This window comes from Lactococcus sp. bn62 (assembly GCF_029492705.2).
Taxonomy (GTDB): domain Bacteria; phylum Bacillota; class Bacilli; order Lactobacillales; family Streptococcaceae; genus Lactococcus; species Lactococcus petauri.
In genome coordinates, this window is the sequence record NZ_CP120417.1 from 92127 (window position 1) to 113756 (window position 21630).

Genomic DNA, 21630 nt, shown 5'->3' on the forward strand with positions numbered 1-21630 from the left:
ATTGAGAATGAAAATCTTTAATAGTTAGGGAAAATAACATGAGCAAGATTACAAAAGAACAAGTGGAGCATGTGGCAACTTTGTCAAAGCTTAAATTTGAGAAAAATGAACTTGATGCTGTGACGGATAAACTCGATAAAATTATCGAAATGGTGGAGCAGTTAGGGGAAGTCAATACGGAAAATGTAGAATTTACGATGAGTGTTGCGGATAACTTAAACCGCATGCGTGAAGATATTGCTGTACCGGGTGATGACCGTGATGAATTAATGCGTAATGTACCAACGAAGCAAGATGGCTTTATTAAGGTTCCCGCAATGTTGGCTGATGGAGGAGATGCATAATGTCATTGAATAATAAAACAATTAAAGAGTTGCATGACCTCTTGGTGAAAAAGGAAATCTCTGCTGTTGACTTGACACAGGCGACATTGGATGATGTGCATGCACGTGAAGCAGCAATGGGCAGTTTTATTTCTGTATTAGATGAAGAAGCATTAGCGCAAGCAGCTGCTATTGATGCGCGTGGAATTGATGCAACAAAACTTACAGACGGTATTCCCTTAGCAGTTAAAGACAATATTGTTACTAAAAATATTGAAACAACTGCAGCAAGTAAAATTCTTTCTGGTTTTATCCCACCTTATGATGCGACTGTCGTTGAAAAGCTTTATGACAATGGCATGGTTATTATTGGTAAAGCCAATATGGACGAATTCGCAATGGGGGGCTCAGGGGAAACTTCTTCTGTTAAGCCAACATACAATGCGTGGGATCAAACAAAAGTACCTGGTGGATCATCTTCAGGTTCAGCTAGTGCTGTTGCGAGTGGACAAGTACGCTTGTCATTAGGATCCGATACAGGTGGTTCGATTCGTCAACCAGCTTCGTTCAGTGGTATTGTGGGTCTGAAACCAACTTACGGACGTGTTTCTCGTTATGGTTTAATTGCTTTTTCTAGTTCACTTGATCAAATTGGTCCCTTTTCAGCTACTGTTGAAGAAAATGCACAACTTTTAAATGTTATCTCAGGTAGTGATGCTAAAGATGCTACAAGTTCAGAAGTAGCTGTGCCAGATTTTGGTTCAAAAATAGGTCAAGATATTAAAGGAATGAAGATTGCTTTGCCTAAAGAATACTTTGGTGAAGGTATTGATCCAGCAGTCAAAGAGCAAATTATGGCGGCGGCGAAACACTTAGAATCTTTAGGTGCTATTGTTGAAGAAGTGAGCTTGCCACATAGCAAGTATGGGGTAGCTGTTTACTACATCATCGCTTCTTCAGAAGCGAGCTCAAATCTCCAACGCTTCGATGGTATTCGTTATGGTTATCGTGCACAGGATATCGAAAACCTTGAAGATGTCTATGTGAAATCACGTTCAGAAGGCTTTGGCGATGAGGTCAAACGTCGTATTATGCTAGGTACATTTAGTCTTTCTGCAGGTGCCTACGATAAGCACTTTAAAAAGGCTGGTCAAGTGCGTACAATGATTATCGAAGACTTTAATAAAGTATTTGCGGATTATGATTTGATTCTTGGCCCAACAGCCCCAACGGTTGCTTTTGGCTTTGATGAAAAATCAAAAGATCCTGTTCAAATGTATCTTTCAGATATCTTAACAATTCCAGTCAACCTCGCGGGATTACCAGGAATTTCGATTCCGGCGGGTTATGTTGAAGGTCTACCTGTTGGGATGCAATTGATTGGTAAACGCTATGATGAGGAAACAATTTATCAAGTCGCAGCAGCGTTTGAAGCAACAACGGATCATCATAAGAAAAAACCAATTATCTTTACAGAAGGAGGGGCAAAATAAGATGAACTTTGAAACAGTCATTGGACTTGAAGTCCATGTTGAGTTAAATACAAACTCAAAAATTTACAGCCCAACTCCAGCTGAATTTGGCTCTGAACCAAATGTCAATACGAATGTTATTGACTGGGGAATGCCAGGTGTTTTGCCAACATTGAACAAAGGTGTTGTCGTTGCTGGGATGAAAGCTTCTCTTGCCATGAATATGTCGATTCAAAAGAGTATGCATTTTGATCGTAAAAATTATTTTTACCCTGATAATCCTAAAGCTTACCAAATTTCGCAGGCAGATGAACCTATTGGTTACAATGGTTCTATTGAAATTGAACTTGAAGATGGTACAAAATCCACTGTTCGTATTGAGCGTGCACATATTGAAGAAGATGCTGGTAAAAATACGCACGGAACAGATGGCTATTCTTATGTTGACTTGAACCGTCAAGGGGTACCATTGATTGAGATTGTTTCTGAGCCAGATATGCGAAGCGCTGATGAAGCTTATGCGTATTTGACCGCCTTACGTGAATTGATTCTCTATACAGGTATTTCTGATGTGAAGATGGAAGAAGGTTCCATGCGCTGTGATGCCAATATTTCATTGCGTCCTTATGGCCAAGAAGAGTTTGGTGTTAAAACAGAAGTGAAAAACATGAACTCTTTCAGTAATGTGAAGAAAGCCCTAGCCTTTGAAATTGATCGCCAAGCGAAAATTCTTCGTGCTGGTGGTGAAATTCGTCAAGAAACACGTCGTTTTGATGATAAAACAGGTGAAACAATCTTGATGCGTGTTAAAGAAGGTGCGTCTGATTATCGTTATTTCCCAGAACCAGATTTGCCACGTATTGAAATTTCCGAAGCTTGGATTAACGAAGTTCGTGCGGAACTTCCTGAGTTTGCAGCAGCACGCCGTGTACGTTATGTAGAGGAAATGGGCCTCAGTGAATACGATGCGCGCCAGTTGACAAGCTCAAAAGATGTCTCTGATTTCTTTGAAGCAGCTGTTAAATCAGGTGGTGATGCCAAATTGGTATCCAACTGGCTTCAAGGTGAAGTTGCTCAGTACTTGAACACAGCACATCTGGAACTTAAAGATATTCACTTAACTCCAGAAAATCTCACAGAAATGTTGCGTTTGATTGCAGATGGGACTATTTCATCGAAAATTGCGAAGAAAGTCTTCCTCGAATTAGCTAAAAACGGTGGTTCAGCAGAAGCTTTCGTTAAAAAGGCCGGCTTGGTTCAAATCTCTGACCCAGCTGTACTCTTGCCTATCATTCATGAAGTATTTGCTAAAAATGAACAATCTGTTGCTGACTATCGTGGCGGTAAGGAAAATGCAGCTAAGGCATTAGTTGGTCAGCTCATGAAAGCTACAAAAGGACAAGCCAATCCAACAGTAGCGCAAAAATTGCTCTATCAAGAATTGGATAAAGACTAATATAAAAAAATCGTTCAATTTAGAACGATTTTTTCTTGTACATTTTCGCGGTTAAAACGGCGCACCATTCGGATGGTTGTGGGGATCAGAATAGCGGTTGACCCCAACCAAGCAGCTGGATTGGATGAAATAATCACGGTGTAATTTAAGAGGTTAACTCCGATGATGGCCACTGCAGCACGCATGACCAGTTCTGCCACACCACAAATTGTTGGAATGCGCGCATTGCCTAAACCCTGTAATGTTGAGCGGGTAACGAAGAGGATAGCAAGTAGCCAGTAGAAACCACCATTCACAATATAGTAATGTCTAGCCATATCAATAACAGCTGTTTGGCTTGGTGAGATAAAAGCCGTCGTGAAGTAATAGTTCAAGCTTACCAAAAGAATGGCAAAGCCAATCGCCCAGGAAACAGCTATGAGGAGAGATTGGAAAAGCCCTTGATTTATTCGGCGGTATTGTTTTGCACCATAGTTTTGGGCTCCAAAGGTAGCCATAGCAAGTCCGATCGACATCATTGGCAACATCGCGATTTGGTCAATCTTAGATACAATAGCTTGAGTGGCGACAGCGTTTGTTCCCATAGTGTTAAGTGCTACTTGAAGCGTAATAGAACCAATAGCGATAATACTAGATTGAAATCCCATGGGAATACTCAGTCGTGCATGTGTACGTATTTCTTGGGTATCGTAAACAAGGAGTTTTCGATTAAGGTGTAACTCAGGCACTTTGCGTTTAATATGTAAAACCAGATAAAGCACAGAGATACATTGGGCCAAAATGGTGGCTGCACTTGCTCCCGCTAAGCCTAAATGGAGAACGAGGATTGCGAAATACTCAAAGCCGATATTTAAAATACTGGCGACGATAAGTGCATAGAGCGGTGTCTTGGAATCACCTAAGGCGCGGAGCGCGTTCGAATAATAAGCATATAGTGTGGTCGCTGTAAGTCCACCTAACATAATACTTAAAAAAGTGTGTGCACCTTCGTAAATCTCAGCTGGAGTCTGCATAAGTTGTAGTAATTGACCCACAAATAGGACAGACAAGACACTGAGCAAGAGGGAGATAGCTATCGTAAAATACAGCCCTGTCACAAAGGACTTTTTGACAGCATGTGCATCTTTGGCACCAAAGCGTTGCGCAGTAATAATCGTGAGCCCTGCGGTCATTCCCTGAGCAAAACCAACGATTAAAAAGTTGATGGATCCCGTAGCCCCCACTGATGCAAGTGCATTTTTTCCTAGCGTTTGACCAACAATCAGTGTGTCTGCAGTATTATAGAGCACTTGAAAAAAGTTTCCCAAGAGCAGGGGAAGTGTGAAGGTAATTAAACCTTTGAGAATGTTTCCTTTTGTTAAATCTTTCATAATATTCCTAAATTCTTTGCTTTATACATTGTAAACTTTTTATATCTATAAAACAATAGCATAACTGCTTTTATTGTGGTGTTTAAACAAAAAGAAAAAGCACCGTAAAGGTGCTTTAATTACCAATTATTTAGTAACGTTGATTGCTTGAGGTCCACGTGGGCCTTCTTCAAGATCAAAGCTAACTTTTTGGCCTTCATCAAGAGTTTTGAAGCCATCAGTTTGAATAGCTGAGAAGTGTACGAATACATCGTTGCCTTCTTCAGTTGTAATGAAGCCAAAACCTTTAGTAGCGTTAAACCATTTTACAGTTCCTTGTGCCATTTGAATACATCCTTTCTTTAGTTTGGTAAATCTTATCTTCGGAAAGCGTGTAACAAAAAGCATAAACGTTAACTTGAAAAAAACTTACAGCTTTATGATACCATATAAAGTATGGAAAAGAAAGCGCTAATTCGAAAAGAAATGATAAATTTACTGAAAAGTTTTGATTTTGCTGACAAAAGCCGTCAAAGTCAGAAAATTATTGCAGAGCTGCTTGCCTCAGAACAATGGAAAAAAGCTAAAACCGTGGCGCTCTATATGCCGCAAGAATTTGAATTTGATTTGCAACCCCTTTTTGAGCAGGCAGATAAACAAATAGTTATACCAAAAACCTTGGCTGATCGCCACATGATTTTTGTAAAATACGACAAAAATGACTTAGAACGTACAAAATTTGGTATACTAGAACCTAAGTCGAAAAACGAAGTTGTGCCTGATTTGATTTTGGTCCCCGGCTTGGCTTGGAATAAAGAAGGTTATCGGATTGGTTTTGGCGCGGGATATTATGACCGTTATCTGGCAAGCTTTTCTGGACAGACAGTTAGTCTATGTTATGATTTTCAGCACAGAAATTTTCATCCAGAACCTCATGATATAAGCATAGGAGAAATATTTACTTATGAACATTGATATGATAAAAAAAGACTTTATGAAGCATAAAGCGACTTATATTTTATCACTTTTAACAACGATGGTTTGGCTTTATCAATTTTTACGTTATGGTTTAGCTGCAACCTCGGCAATTAACCTTTTTAATACTGGTGCATTATTTCCACCAGCCATTTTAGCTGATCCAACTCAATTGTGGCGCCTTGTGACACCAATTTTTATTCATATTGGATGGACTCACTTCCTTATGAATACTCTGACGCTCTTTTTTATTGGACGTCAGGTTGAAGCTGTATTTGGTAGCCTTAATTTCAGTTTAATCTACATTCTTTCAGGAATTTTTGGTAATGCAGCAACCTTTATCTTTTCACCCAATTCCTTATCTGCAGGAGCATCAACTTCGATTTTTGGTCTTTTTGCAGCTATTGCAGGAATTGGCTTCTTTACAGGCCATCCGATGCTAAAACAGATTGGTAAGACATTTACCATCTTGATTGCGATTAATCTTTTCTTCAATATGTTTAATCTTAGCTCGGTCAATATTTGGTCACATGTTGGAGGAGCAGTGGGCGGACTTCTTTTAGCTCCTGTTTTTCCACCTAAATATTTCAAGAATTCTGTACCAATGCAAAATCGGATTTTATCAGGAGTAACGGTTGTTGTCTTATTTATCGTTTTTCTGATTTTGCCCTTTATAAAATAAATAGATTAAAAATAACCAATAAGGAGTAATTATGAAAACACGTGGATTTGAAATAGTAAGTAAATACCAAAATGAAAACCTAGAATTACCAATACGTGCGACCAAGCATGCGGCAGGCTATGACTTATCAGTGGCTGAAAACATTACCATTAAACCTGGTGAAATTAAACTGATCTCAACAGGCCTTAAGGCATATATGCAAGCAGGAGAAGTTCTGTATCTGTTTGATCGCTCGTCAAATCCGCGTAAAAAAGGTTTAGTGATGATTAACTCGGTAGGTGTCATTGACGGTGACTATTACAATAACCCAGGGAATGAGGGCGAGATATTTGCTCAAATGCAAAATATTACGGAATCAGAAGTGGTCTTGGAAAAAGGTGAGAGGATTGTCCAAGCGGTCTTTATGCCTTTCTTGGTTGCTGATGGGGATGCTGAAGTGACTAAATCTACACGAACTGGCGGCTTCGGATCAACAGGAAAATAGGAATGAAGCCTTGCTTTTGATTTGCAGGCGTAAGTATAAAAGTACAAAAACTACCGCTTTAGCGGTCTTTTTTGTGCTATAATGGTAAAATGAATTTAAAGGTTGGTGAACCTTAGTATATAGGCGAATCTAGGTTTCTAAAAACAATAACTAACCAGAAAACTAACCAAGCGAAGAAAAATAGTGTGTATGTAATAAAAAGGTTACTGTTTATATTTTCAGTAACCTTTACTTATGACCTCTACCTTACCAAGATGTCAAGATATAAAAAGCACTGCAAATGCGCATATTTTAAATTTTGAACACAATAACGCACTAAATCTTTAATATGTGATATATGAATAAAATATACAAAATAAAGGACTGCTAAACTTTAAACTTGTAGCAATCCTTTATTTTGTATATTTGTGTAGTATTTATAACTGAAAAGCAAAATATAATAGTGAGATATAAAAATAATTTAAAATCAAAAAAATAAATATTTAATATTTTAATAGAGCTCTCGTTGATTATATCTACTAAGATTTTTATTAAATTTATAGTTTAAGAACAATGAACGGCTGTATAAATCGAATCCGATGGCAATCCATATACCAGCAATTCCCCAGTGTAAATACTCTCCCAGTAAAACTACGCCCAAGATTCTTACAAACCACATTCCGAAAGCGGTACTATATAATGGTGATTTTGTATCCCCCATTCCTTGAATGGCTCCGGTTATTATAAGGCTAAATGCTAGAGCAGGTTGGTTAAAGGCGTCAATTCTTAAGGCAATAATAATCTGCTTAATAGCTTCAGAATCTTTAGTAAATAAAGTAGCTATGAAGGGTATCGTCAAAAATAATACCATACCTAGTAAACTTAAAATGATAATACCATATTTTATTGAGAGGTAGACAACCCTCTTAGTTTCATCGTAATCTTTTTTTCCAATACTGTTTCCAGTTAAAACGGCAGCAGCAGTAGCTAGCCCGTATGCAGGCATATAGACGAAGCTTTCAATACTGCCAGCAATAGAATGTGCAGCATAAGTTTTGATTCCTAAACCAACAATGAGACCAAAGTAAACGACTTGTCCTAATCTCATAATTAATCGCTCTAGTGCTGCTGGAATTGATAAATTAAGAAGTTCTTTATAGTTACTTCTACTAAAGATTGAGCTAACACTAAAATTTATCTCAGATTGTTGTACTTTTCTATATAATAAAAACGTACCTATAATTCTAGAAATTAAAGTTCCAATAGCTGTACCAATAACCCCTAAAGCAGGAATAGGCCCTAAACCAAAAATTAATATGAAGTCTAGTATGATATTTAAAAAGTTTACGATAATACCAATTTTCATTGGAGATTTAGTATCACCAATTGCTCTTAACATACTTCCTAATATTATCATAGTAGCAATAAAAATTGAACCGCCGCCAACAATATTAAAAAACTGTATAGAATAATTTAAAGATTGATTGGAAGCTCCCATTAAAGTTAAAATTGGCTCACCAGCAAAAATACTTATGATTCCGAGAACTGTACCAAAAAAAATAGCTAAAACAAGAGACTGTTGAGATACAGTTTTAGCTTTATCTATATCTTTAGCACCTATACTTCTAGAAATAATAGAAGAAGTTCCTATCCCCAGTGCGATGAATAAAGCTATATAAACATTCAATATTGCATTTGCTACACTAACTCCTGCTACAGCTAATAATCCAATCTTTGAAATCATTAAAGTGTCAATAAAACCTACAGAAGTTTCTAATATATTTTCAATAGTTGCAGGAAGAGCTAGATTTATGATTTTTCTTTTCAAATGTAAGGTGTTATTATTTAATTTTTTCATTTTTGAAATCTAACTCTAATTTATTTTATTATATTGAGTGATGACCCTACGTAAAGTCCTCATTTCAGTATTTAAATCTTTACCTTCGCTTACATGCATTAGAGAATGATCTGCCTGTGCTTCTAAGAGAATTTGACTAACTTTTTGAATTGCTGAGCGTGCAGAATTTAATTGGATTAAAATATCTTCATAATTTTTATCTTCTCTGATCATTTTTTTAATACCAGATACTTGTCCTTCAATCCTATTTAAACGTTTTACTAGTTCATCATTATGATGTGATACTAAATGTGACATATTCTCTCCTTTTTAGGGTACCCCCGTACCGTATATATAGTACCATAATATAAGAACTGTATCAAGGAGATAAGGCTAAGGTTGATAAAACTTAAAATCTACACTTGTAGTTTTTTCTTGACAAATTAAATCTACAAGTGTAGACTGTAAGAGTAGAATTAATTTTTATAAAAGGAGAACGAGATGGAAGGAATAGAATATGAAATACATGATAATAGATATCATAATATAGAGCTTAATCTTTCAGACAGCGAACTGGTTGTCATGCGTGTCATTTGGACTCTTGGAGAGGCAAGTGCTGATCAAATTAATATAGAGTTAGTGAAAACATATAAGTGGTCTCTATCAACAGTAAAAACTTTTCTCGCAAGGCTTGTGAAAAAGAAAGTATTAATCAATAGTAAAGTTAGTCGCAAATATATTTATAGACCTACTTTAAGTGAAGATGAAGCAATTGATCTAATGACAAAAGAGTTTTTAAGAAAAATTTGTGCAAAAAAACATTCAGATGTTATTGTTGAAATGATTGATTTAACACAATTTACAGATGATACCAAGAGAAAGGTTGAAGTGTGTCTTAAAGATAAAGAAAGTATTGAGGAAGTTAAATGCGATTGTTTAAATAACATGCAGTATTGTAGTTGTTAGTTAAAATAGAAGGAAATAAAAATGGATAAAAAACATGAACATGATAAACATATGAGACACGACCATCACCCAATGGATGATGGTCTAGAAATTAAAAATAAAAAAACAGAACATCAGATGATGCACCATCATGAACACATGGAACACGGGGATATGATGGGCCATGGTGGACACATGGAACATGGGGATATGATGGACCATGGTGGACACATGATGCACATGGGGAATATGTCACAAAAGTTAAAAGTTGCTATTATTATCATGATTCCTTTATTGTTAATTTCACCTATTGCAGACTTTACTCTAATTAAATTCCCTGGAGCAGAGATTATCCAGCTTTTACTGGGTTCAGTAATTTTCTTCTATAGTGGAACACCATTTTTTAGTGGGGCGCGGGGGGAGTTGAAAAACAAAAAACCTGCGATGATGACGTTGATTACAATGGGTATCACAGCTGCTTATCTTTATTCAATTTATGCAACAATAGTTGTTTTAATGGGTGGGATGGCTATGAATTTTTGGTTTGAGCTTTCTACACTAATTGTAATTATGTTAATTGGGCATTTAATAGAGATGAAAGCTATTAATGGTGCTGGTAATGCACTAAAGGATTTAGCTTCATTAGTTCCAAAGAAAGCCCATTTAAAAAATGGAACAGATGTAGACTTGTCTGAATTAAAAATTGGTGATGTCCTAATTGTAAAGGAAAATGAGAAGGTACCAGCAGATGGGCGAATTTCAAGTAATGCTCTTGTTGATGAATCTATGATTACGGGGGAATCACGTGCGGTTAATAAATTATCAGGAGATGATGTTTATGGGGGGTCTCTTAATAAAAATTTACCATTTGAAATGACTGTTACAACTCTTGGAAAAGATAGTTTTTTATCACAAGTTGCTGAGTTAGTCGAAAAAGCACAGTCACAAAAGTCTGATTTGGAGAATATGGCGGATCGTGTAGCGGGATACCTATTTTATGCAGCGCTGGTTGTGGGTATAGCATCTTTATTTATTTGGACGTTAACGGCAAACTTTACTTTCGCGTTACTTTTAACAGTATCAGTATTTGTTATTGCATGTCCGCATGCTCTCGGTTTAGCAGTTCCATTAGTTGTTTCTCGGTTGACTGTACTTTCATCTAAAAATGGGCTATTAATTCAAAATCGGACAGCACTTGAAGGTATAAATGACATAAAATATGCTTTAATGGATAAGACAGGCACATTAACAGATGGGAAATTTATTGTACGTAATGAAGTTAAATTTGATGAAAATGTTGACGTACTCCACATTATGGCCGCTATTGAAGCAGGTTCAACACATCCAATAGCTTTATCCATTGTTAATGCAGCTGGACATTTGAAATATTCCGCGAAAAATGTTGAAAACTTACCAGGTAGTGGTTTGATTGGTGAAGTAAATGGTAAGACATACCAAATAACAAGCTTAAAATGGATACGGGAAAATAATATTGAGTTTGATGAGGGGGAGACGTCTCAATTTGTTCAAATGGGACTAACAATAAGCGTTCTCTTAGAAGGTCAAACAGCTCTTGGTTTCCTTGCATTGGGAGATTCACCAAAAGAAGATGCAATAGATTTTATCAAGGGGTTACATAATTATGGCATCACCCCAGTCATGCTAACTGGCGATAATGCAGGTACAGCTGCGAAAGTTTCACAAGCTCTAGGTGTTGACGAGTTTCTGGCAGAGTTGAAGCCTGAAGATAAAGCCTCAATTGTAAAAAAATACCAACAAAAGGGAGGAGTAATGTTTATTGGAGATGGAGTAAATGATTCTCCAGCTCTTGCAACAGCTGATATTGGTTTTGCAATTGGAGCGGGTACTTCAGTTGCTATTCATACTGCAGATGTTGTTTTGGTTAATTCAAATCCTTCAGCTGTCCTAGACATGATTGGTATTGCCAAGAAAACAATGCGGAAGATGAAACAAAATCTTTGGTTTGGTGCAGGATATAATATTATTGCTATTCCTGTTGCTGCTGGTGTGCTGTATCCAGCATTTAAAATTATGATTGATCCATTAACTGCAGCGATATTGATGAGCTTGTCAACAGTAGTTGTTGCAATTAATGCAATGGGATTGCGTTACGAAAAAAAAGAAAAAATTAACTAACGATATATAGCTAAATTAAGGAGAAGTTAGAATGCAAGAAAAAAATAGTTGTTGTTGTCAAGATACTCGTTTTCTAAAAGAAGAAGAACATACCGGATTAGATAAAAATTCAATTGTAAAAATTTACAATGTTAGAGGTATGTCTTGTAATAATTGTGCACATCATGTCACTCGAGCACTTGAAGAAGTTGAAGGTGTTTACAAGGCTCAGGTTTCTTTAGAAAATGGGCAAGTTGAGCTACGTGTTGATAAATCAGTTGATAAGGTAGTGCTTAAGCGAGCTGTTATAGATGCTGGTTATGAGTTAATTTAAATTTTAATAATTCTTAAGACTCTGTTAGATTTGACAGAGTTTTTATTCCAAGATAGTACAAGACAGTTTATTAGGATAGAATAGAAGTATAGTTAGAAATGAAAAAAATATTATTAGTAGATGATGAGCAGCGTATGCTAGATTTATTAGCTTTGTATCTAGAAAATTCATCTTATAATTGTGAAAAGGAAAACTCAGGGAAGGGGGCAATTAAGCGCATATTAACAGAACAATTTGATTTGATTTTATTAGACGTAATGATGCCTGATATGAGTGGATGGGATGTTTGTAAGGAGATAAGAGAATTTAGTGATATACCTATCATTATGCTGAGTGCCCGTGGGGAAAATACAGCAGTAGCATATGGACTCGAAAATGGTGCCGACGACTATATTACAAAACCTTTTGATGAGATGGTTTTGTTAGCGAGAATTAGCGCACTTTTAAGAAGAACAACAAAAAGTGAAATTCTTGATTACAAAAATTTAACACTTAACAAATCAAATTTTCAAGTACAAATTAATCAAATTCTATTAGCGGTAACACCAACAGAATTCAGTTTATTAGAATTTTTTCTGACTCATCAAAACCAAGTATTAAGTCGTGAACAATTGATTGAGCATATCTGGGGATTTAATTCAGAAGTGGAAAATCGAACAGTGGATTCACATGTTAGAAATCTTCGTGATAAATTATGTAAGGCATCATTTGATGTTGAGAACACTTTAATTACCGTGTATGGGATAGGGTATAAATGGCAATAACACTAAAGAAAAATACCAACAAAATTTCAATGAAAATTGCTGGCTCATTCCTGTCTGTGATTATCGCAATTGAGCTTGGCCTTTTTGTTAGTCTTTATTTACTTGTGGTTAATACGTGGGTTCGTGAGGAAGTAAATTCGCTTGTGGCTCGGGGAGAAAATCATGCGCTGGTCTTAGCGGGAGACTTTTCTTCCGAGACAATTAAACATGTTGTCTTGATGGAGAAGGGAAATAATCAAACTGGGATTGTGATACAAAATCCGTCTGGAAAAACAATAAGTGCTTCACAATCTGTTAATGATCAGATGAACAAGCATATTTCATCATTAAAAAATGAAAATTCTAAAAAGAATGAAGCATTCCACCTTCATTGGTTAAGTGATAGTTATATTGCTTCAAAAACTCCTATTAGAGAGAATGGCAAGGTGCTAGGCAATGTGTTTATGTTTTTGTCTACTCGAAAAATTCAAAAAATGGTTTTTAGCTTTACAGTAATTTTTGCTGTTCTTGTTTTGTTTACGTTATTAGTAACTATTTTAGTAATTTTTTATATTACTCGGACAGTGACATATCCCATATTGAAAATAAAGTCAGGAACTGAGAGGATTGCTCAGGGTAATCTAGCTGTTAGATTAGGAATTAATACAACTGATGAGCTTGGGCAACTTGCAAATTCTATAGAAAACTTAGCTGAAAAGCTTAATTTTTTAAAACAAGGGCGAAATGAATTTCTGACAGCTGTAGCGCATGAATTACGTACTCCAGTGACTTTTATAAAAGGATATGCTGATATTGCGAACCGCTCCACGACCTCAATGGAGGGTAAAGAGCGCTATCTGACCATTATTCAAGAAGAAAGTTCACGTTTAGCTCAGTTAATGGATGATTTAATGAGCCTTGCACAACTTGAAGAAAATGAATTCAAAATTGAGAAAAGACAAATTTTGATTCAAGAGCTGGTTGATGCAGTAGTTAGCAAAGTGTCAGGAATTTTAAAACAGAAAGAAATCAATCTACATGTATCTGGGGATTTCAATTTTTGGGCTGATCTTGATTTTGTACGCATGGAACAAGTTTTGATTAATATTCTAATGAATTCTTATAAGTATTCAGATAAATATTCCACAATATTTTTTTCTATTAATGCTAATAAAGATATATTTCGATTCATTATTTCTGATGAAGGAGAAGGTATCCCGAAGGAAGATTTACCCCATGTTTTTGAACGCTTTTATAGGGTAGATAAGTCACGGACACGTAAGACAGGTGGCACAGGTATCGGACTTGCAATAGTTCAAGATATTGTTCAATTACACAATGGAAAAATAACTGTAAAGAGTATTCAAAATCAAGGAACAAGCTTTATTATTGAGCTTCCCTATAAATAAAAGTTATGGACAATGTTGTCTGTAACTTTTTTTTAATCTGCACAACTTCTGCAAATTTGTTTTATATAATGGAAAAGTAATATGATATTTGTGAATAAAATAAAGGCCACAGTAATGGTAATCGAATGTGTTTTATTGGCAAATTTAAGTGAGGAGAAGAATTGATAACATTAGCAATAAATAAAATTGCTCTTGAGTTTGGGCCACTTATGATTAGATGGTATGCTATTTTTATCGTTGGGGGAGCAACACTTGGAGTGTGGATAGCCTATAAAGAAGCGAAAAAACGGCATTTGTCAGGAGATGATGTCATTGACTTTGTTCTTTGGGGGGTTCCAGCAGGATTAGTGGGAGCAAGGGTTTATTATGTACTCTTTCAGTGGTCATATTATAGCCAACATCCTGGTGAAATCATTGCCTTATGGGATGGGGGAGGTGCAATTTATGGTAGTTTAATCGCAGGGACAATTGTTCTCTTCGCTTTCAGTTATTACCGATTTATAAACCCACTAGATTTACTTGATATAAGTGTTCCAGCAGTACTACTCGGACAGGCTTTTGGACGATGGGGTAATTTTATTAATCAAGAAGCTTATGGAAATATAGTTGATAATCTTGATTGGCTTCCAAGTTTTATTCAGAAGCAAATGTATATTGATGGAAATTATAGATTGCCAACTTTTCTTTTTGAAAGCTTAGGAACATTTAGCGCATTTGCATTGATTATATTTTTTCGTCATCGTATCAAAGATTTACGTCGCGGAGAAATTTTTGGTTTTTATCTAATTTGGTATGGCTTACTTAGGTTTAGCATCGAAGGTATGCGTACAGATAGCCTCATGTTAGGTTCAATCCGCATTTCGCAGTTTCTTTCATTGCTTCTTGCTCTATTTGGTATTGGCTTTATCCTTTATCGGCGATTTAAATTAAAAAATGTTGAAAAATATAATCTTACAAAAGGAGTCTTATCATGACACAAATTTTATCCACTATTGCCCCGTATGCTTTCATACTAGTATGTCCATTGATGATGATATTTATGATGAAAGGGATGCATGGGAAATCTCACCAAGAGCATACACAAGATGACATTGATCAACTCAAAGTTAAAAATGCTCAACTAACTAAAGAAATAGATAACTTAAAACGTAATTATCAATCTAATTTAGTAAAAGTAAAAAATACTGATACTGAAGTTTAAATATTAAAAATTATATAGTTTAGTAAGATATGGACATGTCAAAATAAAAATGGAGTATATAGAGAATACAAAATGAATCATAAAAGAAGATTTCTTATTTCAAGTTGTATACTGTTAATATTAATAATATTAACAGCCTGTTCTAACAACAAATTAATTTCAAATAAAAATGAAGAAAAAGATCCTTATAATATTACTCAAAGTGAATCAATACAAAATCCATATGTGGATATTGTTTCAACCACTATAGAGAGAGGGGGAATTAAGCAGAAGGGATATGAATATACAGATAAAGAAAAGAATACATATCCTGCTGGTATTCCTATTATTCTTGATGAAGGAAAGGAAGCAATAATTAAAGTTGAAAATTCAAGTGAAACCGCAACAAACGTTCATTGGCATGGATTGAATATTCCCAATGATCAAGATGGACCGATTTGAAGATAGAGAAAGGAACTACACATACATTTAAGTATACCCCGAAAGAAGCAGGTACATTTTGGGTTCACTCTCATTATCGTCCTGTTGAGACGCAAGTAGAAAAAGGAATGTATGCACCTCTTATTGTTCGAAATGAAAGAGATAAATTATACAATCTTGACGAAATCCTAATGATAGGGGATGTTCAGAAAAAAAATGATGATAATTCAAAGAACTCTGGTATGGATATGGAGGGCATGGATATGTCAGGGGAGTCTTTGGTAACTGATACAATTAATGGAAAAAGTATTGCGCCTGATCTTGAATTATCTGGGGGGCAAATTGGAAAGTTGCGCTTCATCAATGCTTCAGCAAATAACTTTAAAACTATAGAATTTCCTTTTGAGGTAAAAGTAATTGCTAAAGATGGTTATACGCTTGATAAATCTTATAATGCTAAAACAATTGAACTAGCACCGGGACAACGTGTAGATGTTGAAGTTGCATTAGTAGGAACGAAAGATAAAACATATACTATTAAAAATGGAAATGCTAAAGTAAATATTAATTACAAAGGTACAAATGATAAAAAAGCTAAATCTTTATTTATCCCATCTAAAGAAATAAATCTTGCAAAAGGGCTGTTCAATAAAACACCAGATATTACGATGAAGCTGACAGAGAATATGGTCATGAATGAATCGGGGATGAAAATGGATGAGATGATTAACGGGAAAATCTATCCAGACACTGGGACGTACAACGTAAAAGTTGGTCGTGCTTATAAAGTTCAGTTTGAAAATGCAGATACAATGCCTGATATGTCTCATCCCATGCATATTCATGGAGCCCATTTCCAAGTGATTTCAAAAAATGGTGTAGCAACAAATGACACAACTTGGTATGATACTTATCCAATGGAACAAGGTATAAAAACAGACATTGCAATTGTATTTGATAAACCTGGAGTATGGATGGTTCATTGTCACATCCTTAATCATGAAGATAACGGAATGATGGCAAGTTTTACAGCAAAATAAATTAACATTTTGTCAGCCACACTTCTTCCTATATTTTTAAAATTATATTATAAATAAGCAACTTGAAAGTGAGAAAAATATGAAAAATAAATTTATTACAACCTTAATGTTATCATCTGTAGTTTTAATGGCAGCTGTACCTTTTGGAGCAGTAAAGGCTGACAGTACAGATGAACAAATTGCGAGACAAGATGCTACTATTGAAGCTGCTAAAAATTCATCTGCAGCTGCACAGACAAAAGTAGATGAAATAAAAACAAAAATTGAAAGTTTACAAACTAAAAAAATTTCAATAACAAATGAAGTCAATAAACTAATTGTAGAGCAACAGCAGCAATCTGATAAAATTGCAAATTTACATAAAAATATTAAGGAACGTAATGCTGCACTGGAAGCGCAAGCACGCAGTGCACAAACAAATGGCACTGCTACTAATTATATGTCTACTATTTTGGATTCTAAATCACTGACAGATGCGATTCAAAAAATGACAGCAATTGCCACAGTTTCTGGAGCTAATAAAGCTATGCTTGAAAAGCAGCAGGAAGATGAGAAAGCTATCCAATCTAAGTTGAAAGATAATGAGTCAAAATATGCTAAAAGTACAAAGCTTGAGCAAGAACTTGAAGCTCAAAGCGCGGAGTTGGCAAGTCAAGAAGCCGCTCTTAAAGTTGCACAATTAAGTTATCAGTCAACAATCGAAAATTCTGAAAGTAAAAAACAAAATCTTCTGGATCAAAAAGCAACAGCTGCAAAACAAGCAGCGGATGCTGTATTGCAGCAGGAGAGAGTAGAAAAAGCAGCACAAGAAGCTAATAAGGCACAGAAAGAACAGTCTAATGTGAATAATAATAATAAAGTTAAGATGCCTAACGTCACTGATACAACAACTACACCTGTTGTGACGAAGCCAATAATTGAAAATAATAACCCTACGTCAAGTGAGAATACGGATAAAAATACAAGCAATGATAATTCAAACAGTAATACGTCCGGGGGAGCTGTAACGCCTCCATCGAATGCAGTAAACCCTTATCCATGGGGGCAGTGTACTTGGGGTGTGTGGGAATACTTTGGAGGGAAAGTTCCAACTTATGCAGGTAATGCGAGCGACTGGGTAGTTTATGCGAATAGCGGGCCAGCTGTAGGTACAATTGCGGTATTCCCTGCGGGGAACCAAGGAGCTGGTGGACTTGGTCACGTTGCTGTGGTCACGGCTGTAAATGGTGATAAACTTACTGTCTCAGAAACAAACTTTTCAGGACCAAATGGTGGAGGGTTAGGTATTCGCTCTACTCGCGAAGTTTCGACTGCTGGTCTAAGTTTTATACGTCCGTAATAAAACTTAAAATAATAAAAAGCTTATATACTGTTTCTTAATTATGATATTGTCTTAACAATAAGGGCAAGGGAAAAATTACAGACATAGGGGGCATAGGAAATCATTATGGAAAAAGGAAAAAGAGTAGATTAAATTCTACTCTTTTTCCTTACCTAAATTTTAGTATTCTGCTTGATATTTTTGTAAAGCTTCAGAGATTACAGGTTTATAATATTCAGGATCAACTCCAAGATATTCTGCAATTTTCAAATAGTTAGGTTGAGGTATTTCTTCAGTTGCAAGTAAAGATATTAAATCCGCAATTCCATCTTTATTTGCTGAAGCTTCTACTTTAAGTATTTGTAAAGAATTATAAAATCCTATATCACCATGTCTAACATGTTCTAATTCATGTAAGATTATTTTTAATTCTTCTAATTCAGGAAGTCCTGCTCGAACGATAATATAATCATTTCCGTTATCATGGATATATTTACCCTTAGATTTTAAAGTTCCTGTATAGTCGTAAAGAAGGGTAACATTTTCTTCTTTACAAAATCGCCATACTTTATGTATCAAAAAATTACTTTCCTTTACTCTCGAGATAATCCTTTATTAAGTTATGGATAATTTCTTTATCCTCATCATCTAGGGGGCTTCCATCAAAACTTTTTGAGTTTTCAATGCTTTCGTCAAGACGTTTGGAGTCATAATCTTTAGCAGTAGTATTTCCGAGGAGATAATCTGTACTAACATTAAAATATTTAGCGATTTCTTCTAAACGGGTAACGGAAGGTTTTTGTCTTTTAAAACTAGATAAAGTGTTTCTTGGATAACCTAGTTCTCTTTCAATCTGATTCATTGATTTACCAGATTCTTCTTTTAGAGCTTGTAAAGTTTCAAAAAAATTCATATTTTCCTCCTACGATTATATTTATATTTGAAAAAATTTGTTTATTCTTGACAAGTGTAGTTAAATAATATACAATTAGGAGTGTAGATAAATAAACTACAAAAATAATAAGCAAATAGCCCCAGTGAGTGGAGCTTCTTGCAAAATTGTTATTTAATAACTAGACACTATTATTATAACAATTTTGAAGGAGAAAAGCCAATGGCGACAAATGCTTATAAAGGGTTGCTACTTACAGCACGCTTAGCAGAGCGTAAATTGTTATAGGAGAAAGAAATGTAGACAGTCACCCAGAAAGCCCTTAAGTGTGGCGATTATGGGAGTGTATAAGTTGTACGCTTGAAAGTCAGGAAAATGTCGGGAAGTTAAGTATGCTGAGAGTAACACTTGCTTCTATCTAACAGGTAATACAAAGGGTTTATTTCAAGGAAAACGTAATTTTCACTTTTAAAACTGATACTGTACCCACTCACAGCTAAGGGGTTATCGCAGTCGCTGTCCAGATCCTACCGCCGTTTATTCCTCTAAAATTCTTGGAATAGACTCTTAAGTAATTGACTGTCGTGATGATAGGCAAGGCGGGGATTAATGCTCTGAAACGGGTATTAATCCACCTAACAGATTTTTTACTATTCATTTCTTAAGAATAATAAAGGTCTGTTAGTTTATGAATACTTTTGTAGTATTCATTTTTAATGAATTTGAAAAGAAACATATTTAAAAAAGAAAAGCCTTGATTATCAGGGCTTTTTATTGTGAATAATATTAAAAACTTGTATTTCCTTGTTGGTGTGATAATGACTACCTAAGAAAAGAGATACAGGTTTTTTATGGGTACATAAGATAATGGCTAGTCCGCAAGTCTCCAAAACTTGCTGTGGGGGTTCAAATCCCTCTGTACCTGTTCTACTTTGTGATATACTAAGAGTAGAAAGAGATACTTCTGAAAGGAGACAACATGATTTTAACTATTGAAGAAATTACAAAAAAAGTAGCACCTATTGCGAAAAAATATAATTTGAAAGAAGTTTATTTATTTGGCTCTTATGCAAGAGGTGAAGCAAGAGAAGATAGTGATATTGATTTATTGTATGTGAAATTTGATAATTCAATGTCACTGACAACTAAGTACATGTTGCTTGATGAACTAGAAGATAGTTTAGGAAAGAAAGTAGACTTAGTTTCATTACAGGCTTTTGTAATGAATAAAAAAGTACCAGGCACAGATGAAATCTTAGAAAATATTGAACAGGAGAGAGAAGAAATTTATGCAGCATAACCGTGATTTATACTATTTAGAACAAATGGTATATCATGCAGAGGAAGCTCTTGAATTTTTTAGTCAAATTGATAACTCAGAAGAACGTTTATTTAATGATAGTCTATATCAAAAAGGTATTTCTAAGAGCTTAGAACAAATGGGAGAGATGCTTGCGGTTGGTCGTATTTCTGAGGAGTTACAGGAGCGGTATAACTATATTCCATGGCGAGCTATTAAAGGTTATCGAAATATGGGTGTACATGAATATGACCGTATAGACTGGAGCGAGGTTTCAGCATTATTAAAATCAGAGCTAAGAGGTAATATAGCAGATTTACAAATGATTATTCAAAAAGAAAGAAGAAATAAACAGCTTTAAGGCTGTTTTTTTTATTGGATTTTTTATGATTTCGAATAGAGAACAATTATTTATTAATATTGAAAAATTAGAAGATAAAGTACAGAAGTATGAACAACTTTTTTTATTAAATATCTCTGTAGATGTAAATACAGAAATTGAACAGATTATTTTTCAATTGAAACAGGGATTATCTATAAATTACTTGGTTCTTTTGATTTCATATAGTTTTTAAAGGAGAATACTATGACATCAATTTCTCAAAATTTAATTGGGTTAAGACGTGCAAGAAGTTTAGAGCGTAAAGAAATATGCGAAGCTTTAGGACTACTTCCTACAAGCTATGCAAGATATGAAACGGGCTTACGTGTTCCCGATATAGAATTATTAGGAAAGTTTGCATGCTATTATAACGTTACGATTGATTACTTAACAGGTCACACTGATCTAGTAAGTAAAGAAGAATACTTTCAAGAAGTATTAGAAATGATTGCGGAAATGGGCAGTTGTGCAGGAGCTATGGCAAGTGAAGCCTTGAATGCGTGGAGCAAATGAAATTTCCAGTTAGTGAGTGTAAATATTGTGGAGGTAATTACTTTGAAGTGAAGGGAACTACAAAGGGAGTATTTGCAGACTTATATAATTCAGATGGCGAATTTATCAATACTACAGAACCTACGGATAGTTTATTTTATAAGTACGGAAAACGTTGGTTTTGTGCTAATTCAAAATGTGGACGGCAATTGTTTACAGTAAAAGATATTAAGGAGTGAAAAAATGATTGATATAAAAAAACATACAGTAACAGAAGGAAAAACAACTTATGATGTACGGTTTTATACTGATTTAAGTAAGTTACCTCATAAATTTATTCAAGGAGTGAAACTCACAAAAGAAGAAGTATTAAAAATAATTGATACTTATAAGCTATCACCAACTACATTAAGCCAAAGAATTTATAATAATTTGCTTGGGATTAAGGAGAATTAAAA

General features: G+C 35.1%; 26 protein-coding genes, 1 tRNA gene and 1 pseudogene. 22 read left to right on the plus strand and 6 right to left on the minus strand.

Annotation, left to right across the window (positions count from 1 at the left end):
• Positions 1–38 precede the first annotated feature (38 nt).
• From gatC to gatB, 3 genes are read left to right on the plus strand one after another with little or no spacing between them, the layout of a single operon-like run.
• On the plus strand, positions 39–344 hold the full coding sequence (gatC, locus tag P3G65_RS00510; RefSeq protein WP_019291917.1) for an Asp-tRNA(Asn)/Glu-tRNA(Gln) amidotransferase subunit GatC: 306 nt from the start codon (positions 39–41) through the stop codon (positions 342–344).
• Positions 344–1816: an Asp-tRNA(Asn)/Glu-tRNA(Gln) amidotransferase subunit GatA gene (gatA, locus tag P3G65_RS00515; protein ID WP_019291916.1), complete on the plus strand. Its 1473-nt coding sequence runs from the start codon at positions 344–346 to the stop codon at positions 1814–1816. Before gatC ends, gatA begins: the two co-directional genes overlap by 1 nt.
• 1 nt (position 1817) lies before the next feature.
• A complete protein-coding gene (gene gatB, locus P3G65_RS00520; protein WP_019291915.1) occupies positions 1818–3251 on the plus strand; it encodes an Asp-tRNA(Asn)/Glu-tRNA(Gln) amidotransferase subunit GatB in 1434 nt (477 codons plus the stop codon).
• Between the two features lie 14 nt (positions 3252–3265).
• Here the strand turns inward: gatB and P3G65_RS00525 are convergent, their stop codons facing one another.
• Entirely contained in the window at positions 3266–4621 is a 1356-nt protein-coding gene (locus P3G65_RS00525) for an MATE family efflux transporter (protein ID WP_040086899.1), read from the minus strand.
• A gap of 126 nt (positions 4622–4747) precedes the next feature.
• Positions 4748–4945 carry a cold-shock protein gene (locus tag P3G65_RS00530; RefSeq protein ID WP_003133641.1) on the minus strand — a complete coding sequence of 66 codons (198 nt, stop codon included), beginning with the start codon at positions 4943–4945 and terminating at the stop codon, positions 4748–4750.
• 111 nt (positions 4946–5056) lie between these two features.
• Here P3G65_RS00530 and P3G65_RS00535 point away from each other — a divergent pair, with 111 nt between their 5' ends.
• The 3 genes from P3G65_RS00535 to P3G65_RS00545 are packed head-to-tail and all read left to right on the plus strand — an operon-like array spanning position 5057 to position 6741.
• A complete protein-coding gene (locus tag P3G65_RS00535; RefSeq protein ID WP_019291913.1) occupies positions 5057–5575 on the plus strand; it encodes a 5-formyltetrahydrofolate cyclo-ligase in 519 nt (172 codons plus the stop codon).
• The gene (locus P3G65_RS00540; RefSeq protein ID WP_014024129.1) at positions 5565–6257 is read left to right on the plus strand and encodes a rhomboid family intramembrane serine protease; all 693 of its coding nucleotides are present in this window, start codon (positions 5565–5567) and stop codon (positions 6255–6257) included. The genes P3G65_RS00535 and P3G65_RS00540 overlap by 11 nt, the downstream gene beginning before the upstream one ends.
• 31 nt (positions 6258–6288) lie before the next feature.
• Complete coding sequence (locus tag P3G65_RS00545) at positions 6289–6741, plus strand: dUTP diphosphatase (protein ID WP_019291912.1); 453 nt, start codon at positions 6289–6291, stop codon at positions 6739–6741.
• A 490-nt stretch (positions 6742–7231) separates the two neighbouring features.
• Here P3G65_RS00545 and P3G65_RS00550 read toward each other — a convergent pair whose 3' ends face one another.
• Together P3G65_RS00550 and P3G65_RS00555 are read right to left on the minus strand one after the other, a co-directional pair.
• Entirely contained in the window at positions 7232–8578 is a 1347-nt protein-coding gene (locus P3G65_RS00550) for an MATE family efflux transporter (RefSeq protein ID WP_284071214.1), read from the minus strand.
• 15 nt (positions 8579–8593) lie between these two features.
• Positions 8594–8875, minus strand: a complete 282-nt coding sequence (locus P3G65_RS00555) for a metal-sensitive transcriptional regulator (protein WP_240265579.1) — start codon at positions 8873–8875, stop codon at positions 8594–8596.
• Positions 8876–9058: 183 nt separating this feature from the next.
• On the opposite strand from P3G65_RS00555, the gene P3G65_RS00560 reads away from it, so the two are divergent.
• The 10 genes and pseudogenes from P3G65_RS00560 (at position 9059) to P3G65_RS00605 (ending at position 18124) form a co-directional block, all read left to right on the plus strand.
• On the plus strand, positions 9059–9523 hold the full coding sequence (locus P3G65_RS00560) for a BlaI/MecI/CopY family transcriptional regulator (RefSeq protein ID WP_240265578.1): 465 nt from the start codon (positions 9059–9061) through the stop codon (positions 9521–9523).
• 72 nt (positions 9524–9595) lie between these two features.
• On the plus strand, positions 9596–11659 hold the full coding sequence (locus P3G65_RS00565) for a copper-translocating P-type ATPase (RefSeq protein WP_373464138.1): 2064 nt from the start codon (positions 9596–9598) through the stop codon (positions 11657–11659).
• Positions 11660–11690: 31 nt separating this feature from the next.
• Positions 11691–11972 carry a heavy-metal-associated domain-containing protein gene (locus P3G65_RS00570; RefSeq protein ID WP_240265577.1) on the plus strand — a complete coding sequence of 94 codons (282 nt, stop codon included), beginning with the start codon at positions 11691–11693 and terminating at the stop codon, positions 11970–11972.
• Positions 11973–12070: 98 nt separating this feature from the next.
• A complete protein-coding gene (locus P3G65_RS00575) occupies positions 12071–12736 on the plus strand; it encodes a response regulator transcription factor (RefSeq protein ID WP_240265576.1) in 666 nt (221 codons plus the stop codon).
• A complete protein-coding gene (locus P3G65_RS00580) occupies positions 12727–14124 on the plus strand; it encodes a cell wall metabolism sensor histidine kinase WalK (RefSeq protein WP_240265575.1) in 1398 nt (465 codons plus the stop codon). The genes P3G65_RS00575 and P3G65_RS00580 overlap by 10 nt, the downstream gene beginning before the upstream one ends.
• Before the next feature lie 161 nt (positions 14125–14285).
• Positions 14286–15098: a prolipoprotein diacylglyceryl transferase gene (gene lgt / locus P3G65_RS00585; RefSeq protein WP_271861510.1), complete on the plus strand. Its 813-nt coding sequence runs from the start codon at positions 14286–14288 to the stop codon at positions 15096–15098.
• Entirely contained in the window at positions 15095–15325 is a 231-nt protein-coding gene (locus P3G65_RS00590) for a DUF2933 domain-containing protein (RefSeq protein ID WP_240265574.1), read from the plus strand. Before lgt ends, P3G65_RS00590 begins: the two co-directional genes overlap by 4 nt.
• A 72-nt stretch (positions 15326–15397) precedes the next feature.
• Positions 15398–15843, plus strand: a pseudogene (locus P3G65_RS11855) (multicopper oxidase domain-containing protein); the annotation flags it as partial.
• A gap of 165 nt (positions 15844–16008) precedes the next feature.
• Entirely contained in the window at positions 16009–16785 is a 777-nt protein-coding gene (locus P3G65_RS11860; protein ID WP_373464139.1) for a multicopper oxidase family protein, read from the plus strand.
• 79 nt (positions 16786–16864) lie between these two features.
• Positions 16865–18124, plus strand: coding sequence for a CHAP domain-containing protein (locus P3G65_RS00605; RefSeq protein ID WP_240265572.1), 1260 nt, complete (start codon positions 16865–16867; stop codon positions 18122–18124).
• A gap of 162 nt (positions 18125–18286) precedes the next feature.
• Here P3G65_RS00605 and P3G65_RS00610 read toward each other — a convergent pair whose 3' ends face one another.
• Together P3G65_RS00610 and P3G65_RS00615 are read right to left on the minus strand one after the other, a co-directional pair.
• On the minus strand, positions 18287–18685 hold the full coding sequence (locus P3G65_RS00610; RefSeq protein ID WP_240265571.1) for a hypothetical protein: 399 nt from the start codon (positions 18683–18685) through the stop codon (positions 18287–18289).
• 4 nt (positions 18686–18689) lie between these two features.
• The gene (locus P3G65_RS00615; RefSeq protein WP_240265570.1) at positions 18690–19019 is read right to left on the minus strand and encodes a helix-turn-helix transcriptional regulator; all 330 of its coding nucleotides are present in this window, start codon (positions 19017–19019) and stop codon (positions 18690–18692) included.
• Between the two features lie 832 nt (positions 19020–19851).
• On the opposite strand from P3G65_RS00615, the gene P3G65_RS00620 reads away from it, so the two are divergent.
• The 6 genes from P3G65_RS00620 (at position 19852) to P3G65_RS00645 (ending at position 21628) form a co-directional block, all read left to right on the plus strand.
• A tRNA-Trp gene (locus P3G65_RS00620) sits at positions 19852–19923 on the plus strand.
• A 54-nt stretch (positions 19924–19977) separates the two neighbouring features.
• Entirely contained in the window at positions 19978–20298 is a 321-nt protein-coding gene (locus P3G65_RS00625) for a nucleotidyltransferase family protein (RefSeq protein WP_017370970.1), read from the plus strand.
• Positions 20288–20659 carry a DUF86 domain-containing protein gene (locus P3G65_RS00630; RefSeq protein ID WP_165712688.1) on the plus strand — a complete coding sequence of 124 codons (372 nt, stop codon included), beginning with the start codon at positions 20288–20290 and terminating at the stop codon, positions 20657–20659. Before P3G65_RS00625 ends, P3G65_RS00630 begins: the two co-directional genes overlap by 11 nt.
• Before the next feature lie 225 nt (positions 20660–20884).
• Positions 20885–21193: a helix-turn-helix domain-containing protein gene (locus tag P3G65_RS00635; protein ID WP_284071215.1), complete on the plus strand. Its 309-nt coding sequence runs from the start codon at positions 20885–20887 to the stop codon at positions 21191–21193.
• A gap of 47 nt (positions 21194–21240) precedes the next feature.
• Positions 21241–21411: a hypothetical protein gene (locus P3G65_RS00640; RefSeq protein WP_284071216.1), complete on the plus strand. Its 171-nt coding sequence runs from the start codon at positions 21241–21243 to the stop codon at positions 21409–21411.
• A gap of 4 nt (positions 21412–21415) precedes the next feature.
• Positions 21416–21628 carry a hypothetical protein gene (locus tag P3G65_RS00645; RefSeq protein WP_240265568.1) on the plus strand — a complete coding sequence of 71 codons (213 nt, stop codon included), beginning with the start codon at positions 21416–21418 and terminating at the stop codon, positions 21626–21628.
• Positions 21629–21630: the final 2 nt, after the last annotated feature.

Bases quoted from the DNA above. Each gene is read 5' to 3' on its own strand.
- P3G65_RS00630 (WP_165712688.1), top strand. From the start codon at position 20,288: ATGCAGCATAACCGTGATTTATACTATTTAGAACAAATGGTATATCAT.
- P3G65_RS00560 (WP_240265578.1), top strand. From the start codon at position 9,059: ATGGAAGGAATAGAATATGAAATACATGATAATAGATATCATAATATA.
- P3G65_RS00535 (WP_019291913.1), top strand. From the start codon at position 5,057: ATGGAAAAGAAAGCGCTAATTCGAAAAGAAATGATAAATTTACTGAAA.
- P3G65_RS00570 (WP_240265577.1), top strand. From the start codon at position 11,691: ATGCAAGAAAAAAATAGTTGTTGTTGTCAAGATACTCGTTTTCTAAAA.
- P3G65_RS00540 (WP_014024129.1), top strand. From the start codon at position 5,565: ATGAACATTGATATGATAAAAAAAGACTTTATGAAGCATAAAGCGACT.
- P3G65_RS00645 (WP_240265568.1), top strand. From the start codon at position 21,416: ATGATTGATATAAAAAAACATACAGTAACAGAAGGAAAAACAACTTAT.
- gatC (WP_019291917.1), top strand. From the start codon at position 39: ATGAGCAAGATTACAAAAGAACAAGTGGAGCATGTGGCAACTTTGTCA.
- P3G65_RS00580 (WP_240265575.1), top strand. From the start codon at position 12,727: ATGGCAATAACACTAAAGAAAAATACCAACAAAATTTCAATGAAAATT.
- P3G65_RS00605 (WP_240265572.1), top strand. From the start codon at position 16,865: ATGAAAAATAAATTTATTACAACCTTAATGTTATCATCTGTAGTTTTA.
- P3G65_RS11860 (WP_373464139.1), top strand. From the start codon at position 16,009: ATGTCAGGGGAGTCTTTGGTAACTGATACAATTAATGGAAAAAGTATT.
- P3G65_RS00565 (WP_373464138.1), top strand. From the start codon at position 9,596: ATGGATGATGGTCTAGAAATTAAAAATAAAAAAACAGAACATCAGATG.
- P3G65_RS00575 (WP_240265576.1), top strand. From the start codon at position 12,071: ATGAAAAAAATATTATTAGTAGATGATGAGCAGCGTATGCTAGATTTA.
- P3G65_RS00550 (WP_284071214.1), bottom strand. From the start codon at position 8,578: ATGAAAAAATTAAATAATAACACCTTACATTTGAAAAGAAAAATCATA.
- gatA (WP_019291916.1), top strand. From the start codon at position 344: ATGTCATTGAATAATAAAACAATTAAAGAGTTGCATGACCTCTTGGTG.
- P3G65_RS00530 (WP_003133641.1), bottom strand. From the start codon at position 4,945: ATGGCACAAGGAACTGTAAAATGGTTTAACGCTACTAAAGGTTTTGGC.
- P3G65_RS00525 (WP_040086899.1), bottom strand. From the start codon at position 4,621: ATGAAAGATTTAACAAAAGGAAACATTCTCAAAGGTTTAATTACCTTC.
- P3G65_RS00590 (WP_240265574.1), top strand. From the start codon at position 15,095: ATGACACAAATTTTATCCACTATTGCCCCGTATGCTTTCATACTAGTA.
- P3G65_RS00635 (WP_284071215.1), top strand. From the start codon at position 20,885: ATGACATCAATTTCTCAAAATTTAATTGGGTTAAGACGTGCAAGAAGT.
- P3G65_RS00545 (WP_019291912.1), top strand. From the start codon at position 6,289: ATGAAAACACGTGGATTTGAAATAGTAAGTAAATACCAAAATGAAAAC.
- gatB (WP_019291915.1), top strand. From the start codon at position 1,818: ATGAACTTTGAAACAGTCATTGGACTTGAAGTCCATGTTGAGTTAAAT.
- P3G65_RS00555 (WP_240265579.1), bottom strand. From the start codon at position 8,875: ATGTCACATTTAGTATCACATCATAATGATGAACTAGTAAAACGTTTA.
- P3G65_RS00615 (WP_240265570.1), bottom strand. From the start codon at position 19,019: ATGAATTTTTTTGAAACTTTACAAGCTCTAAAAGAAGAATCTGGTAAA.
- P3G65_RS00625 (WP_017370970.1), top strand. From the start codon at position 19,978: ATGATTTTAACTATTGAAGAAATTACAAAAAAAGTAGCACCTATTGCG.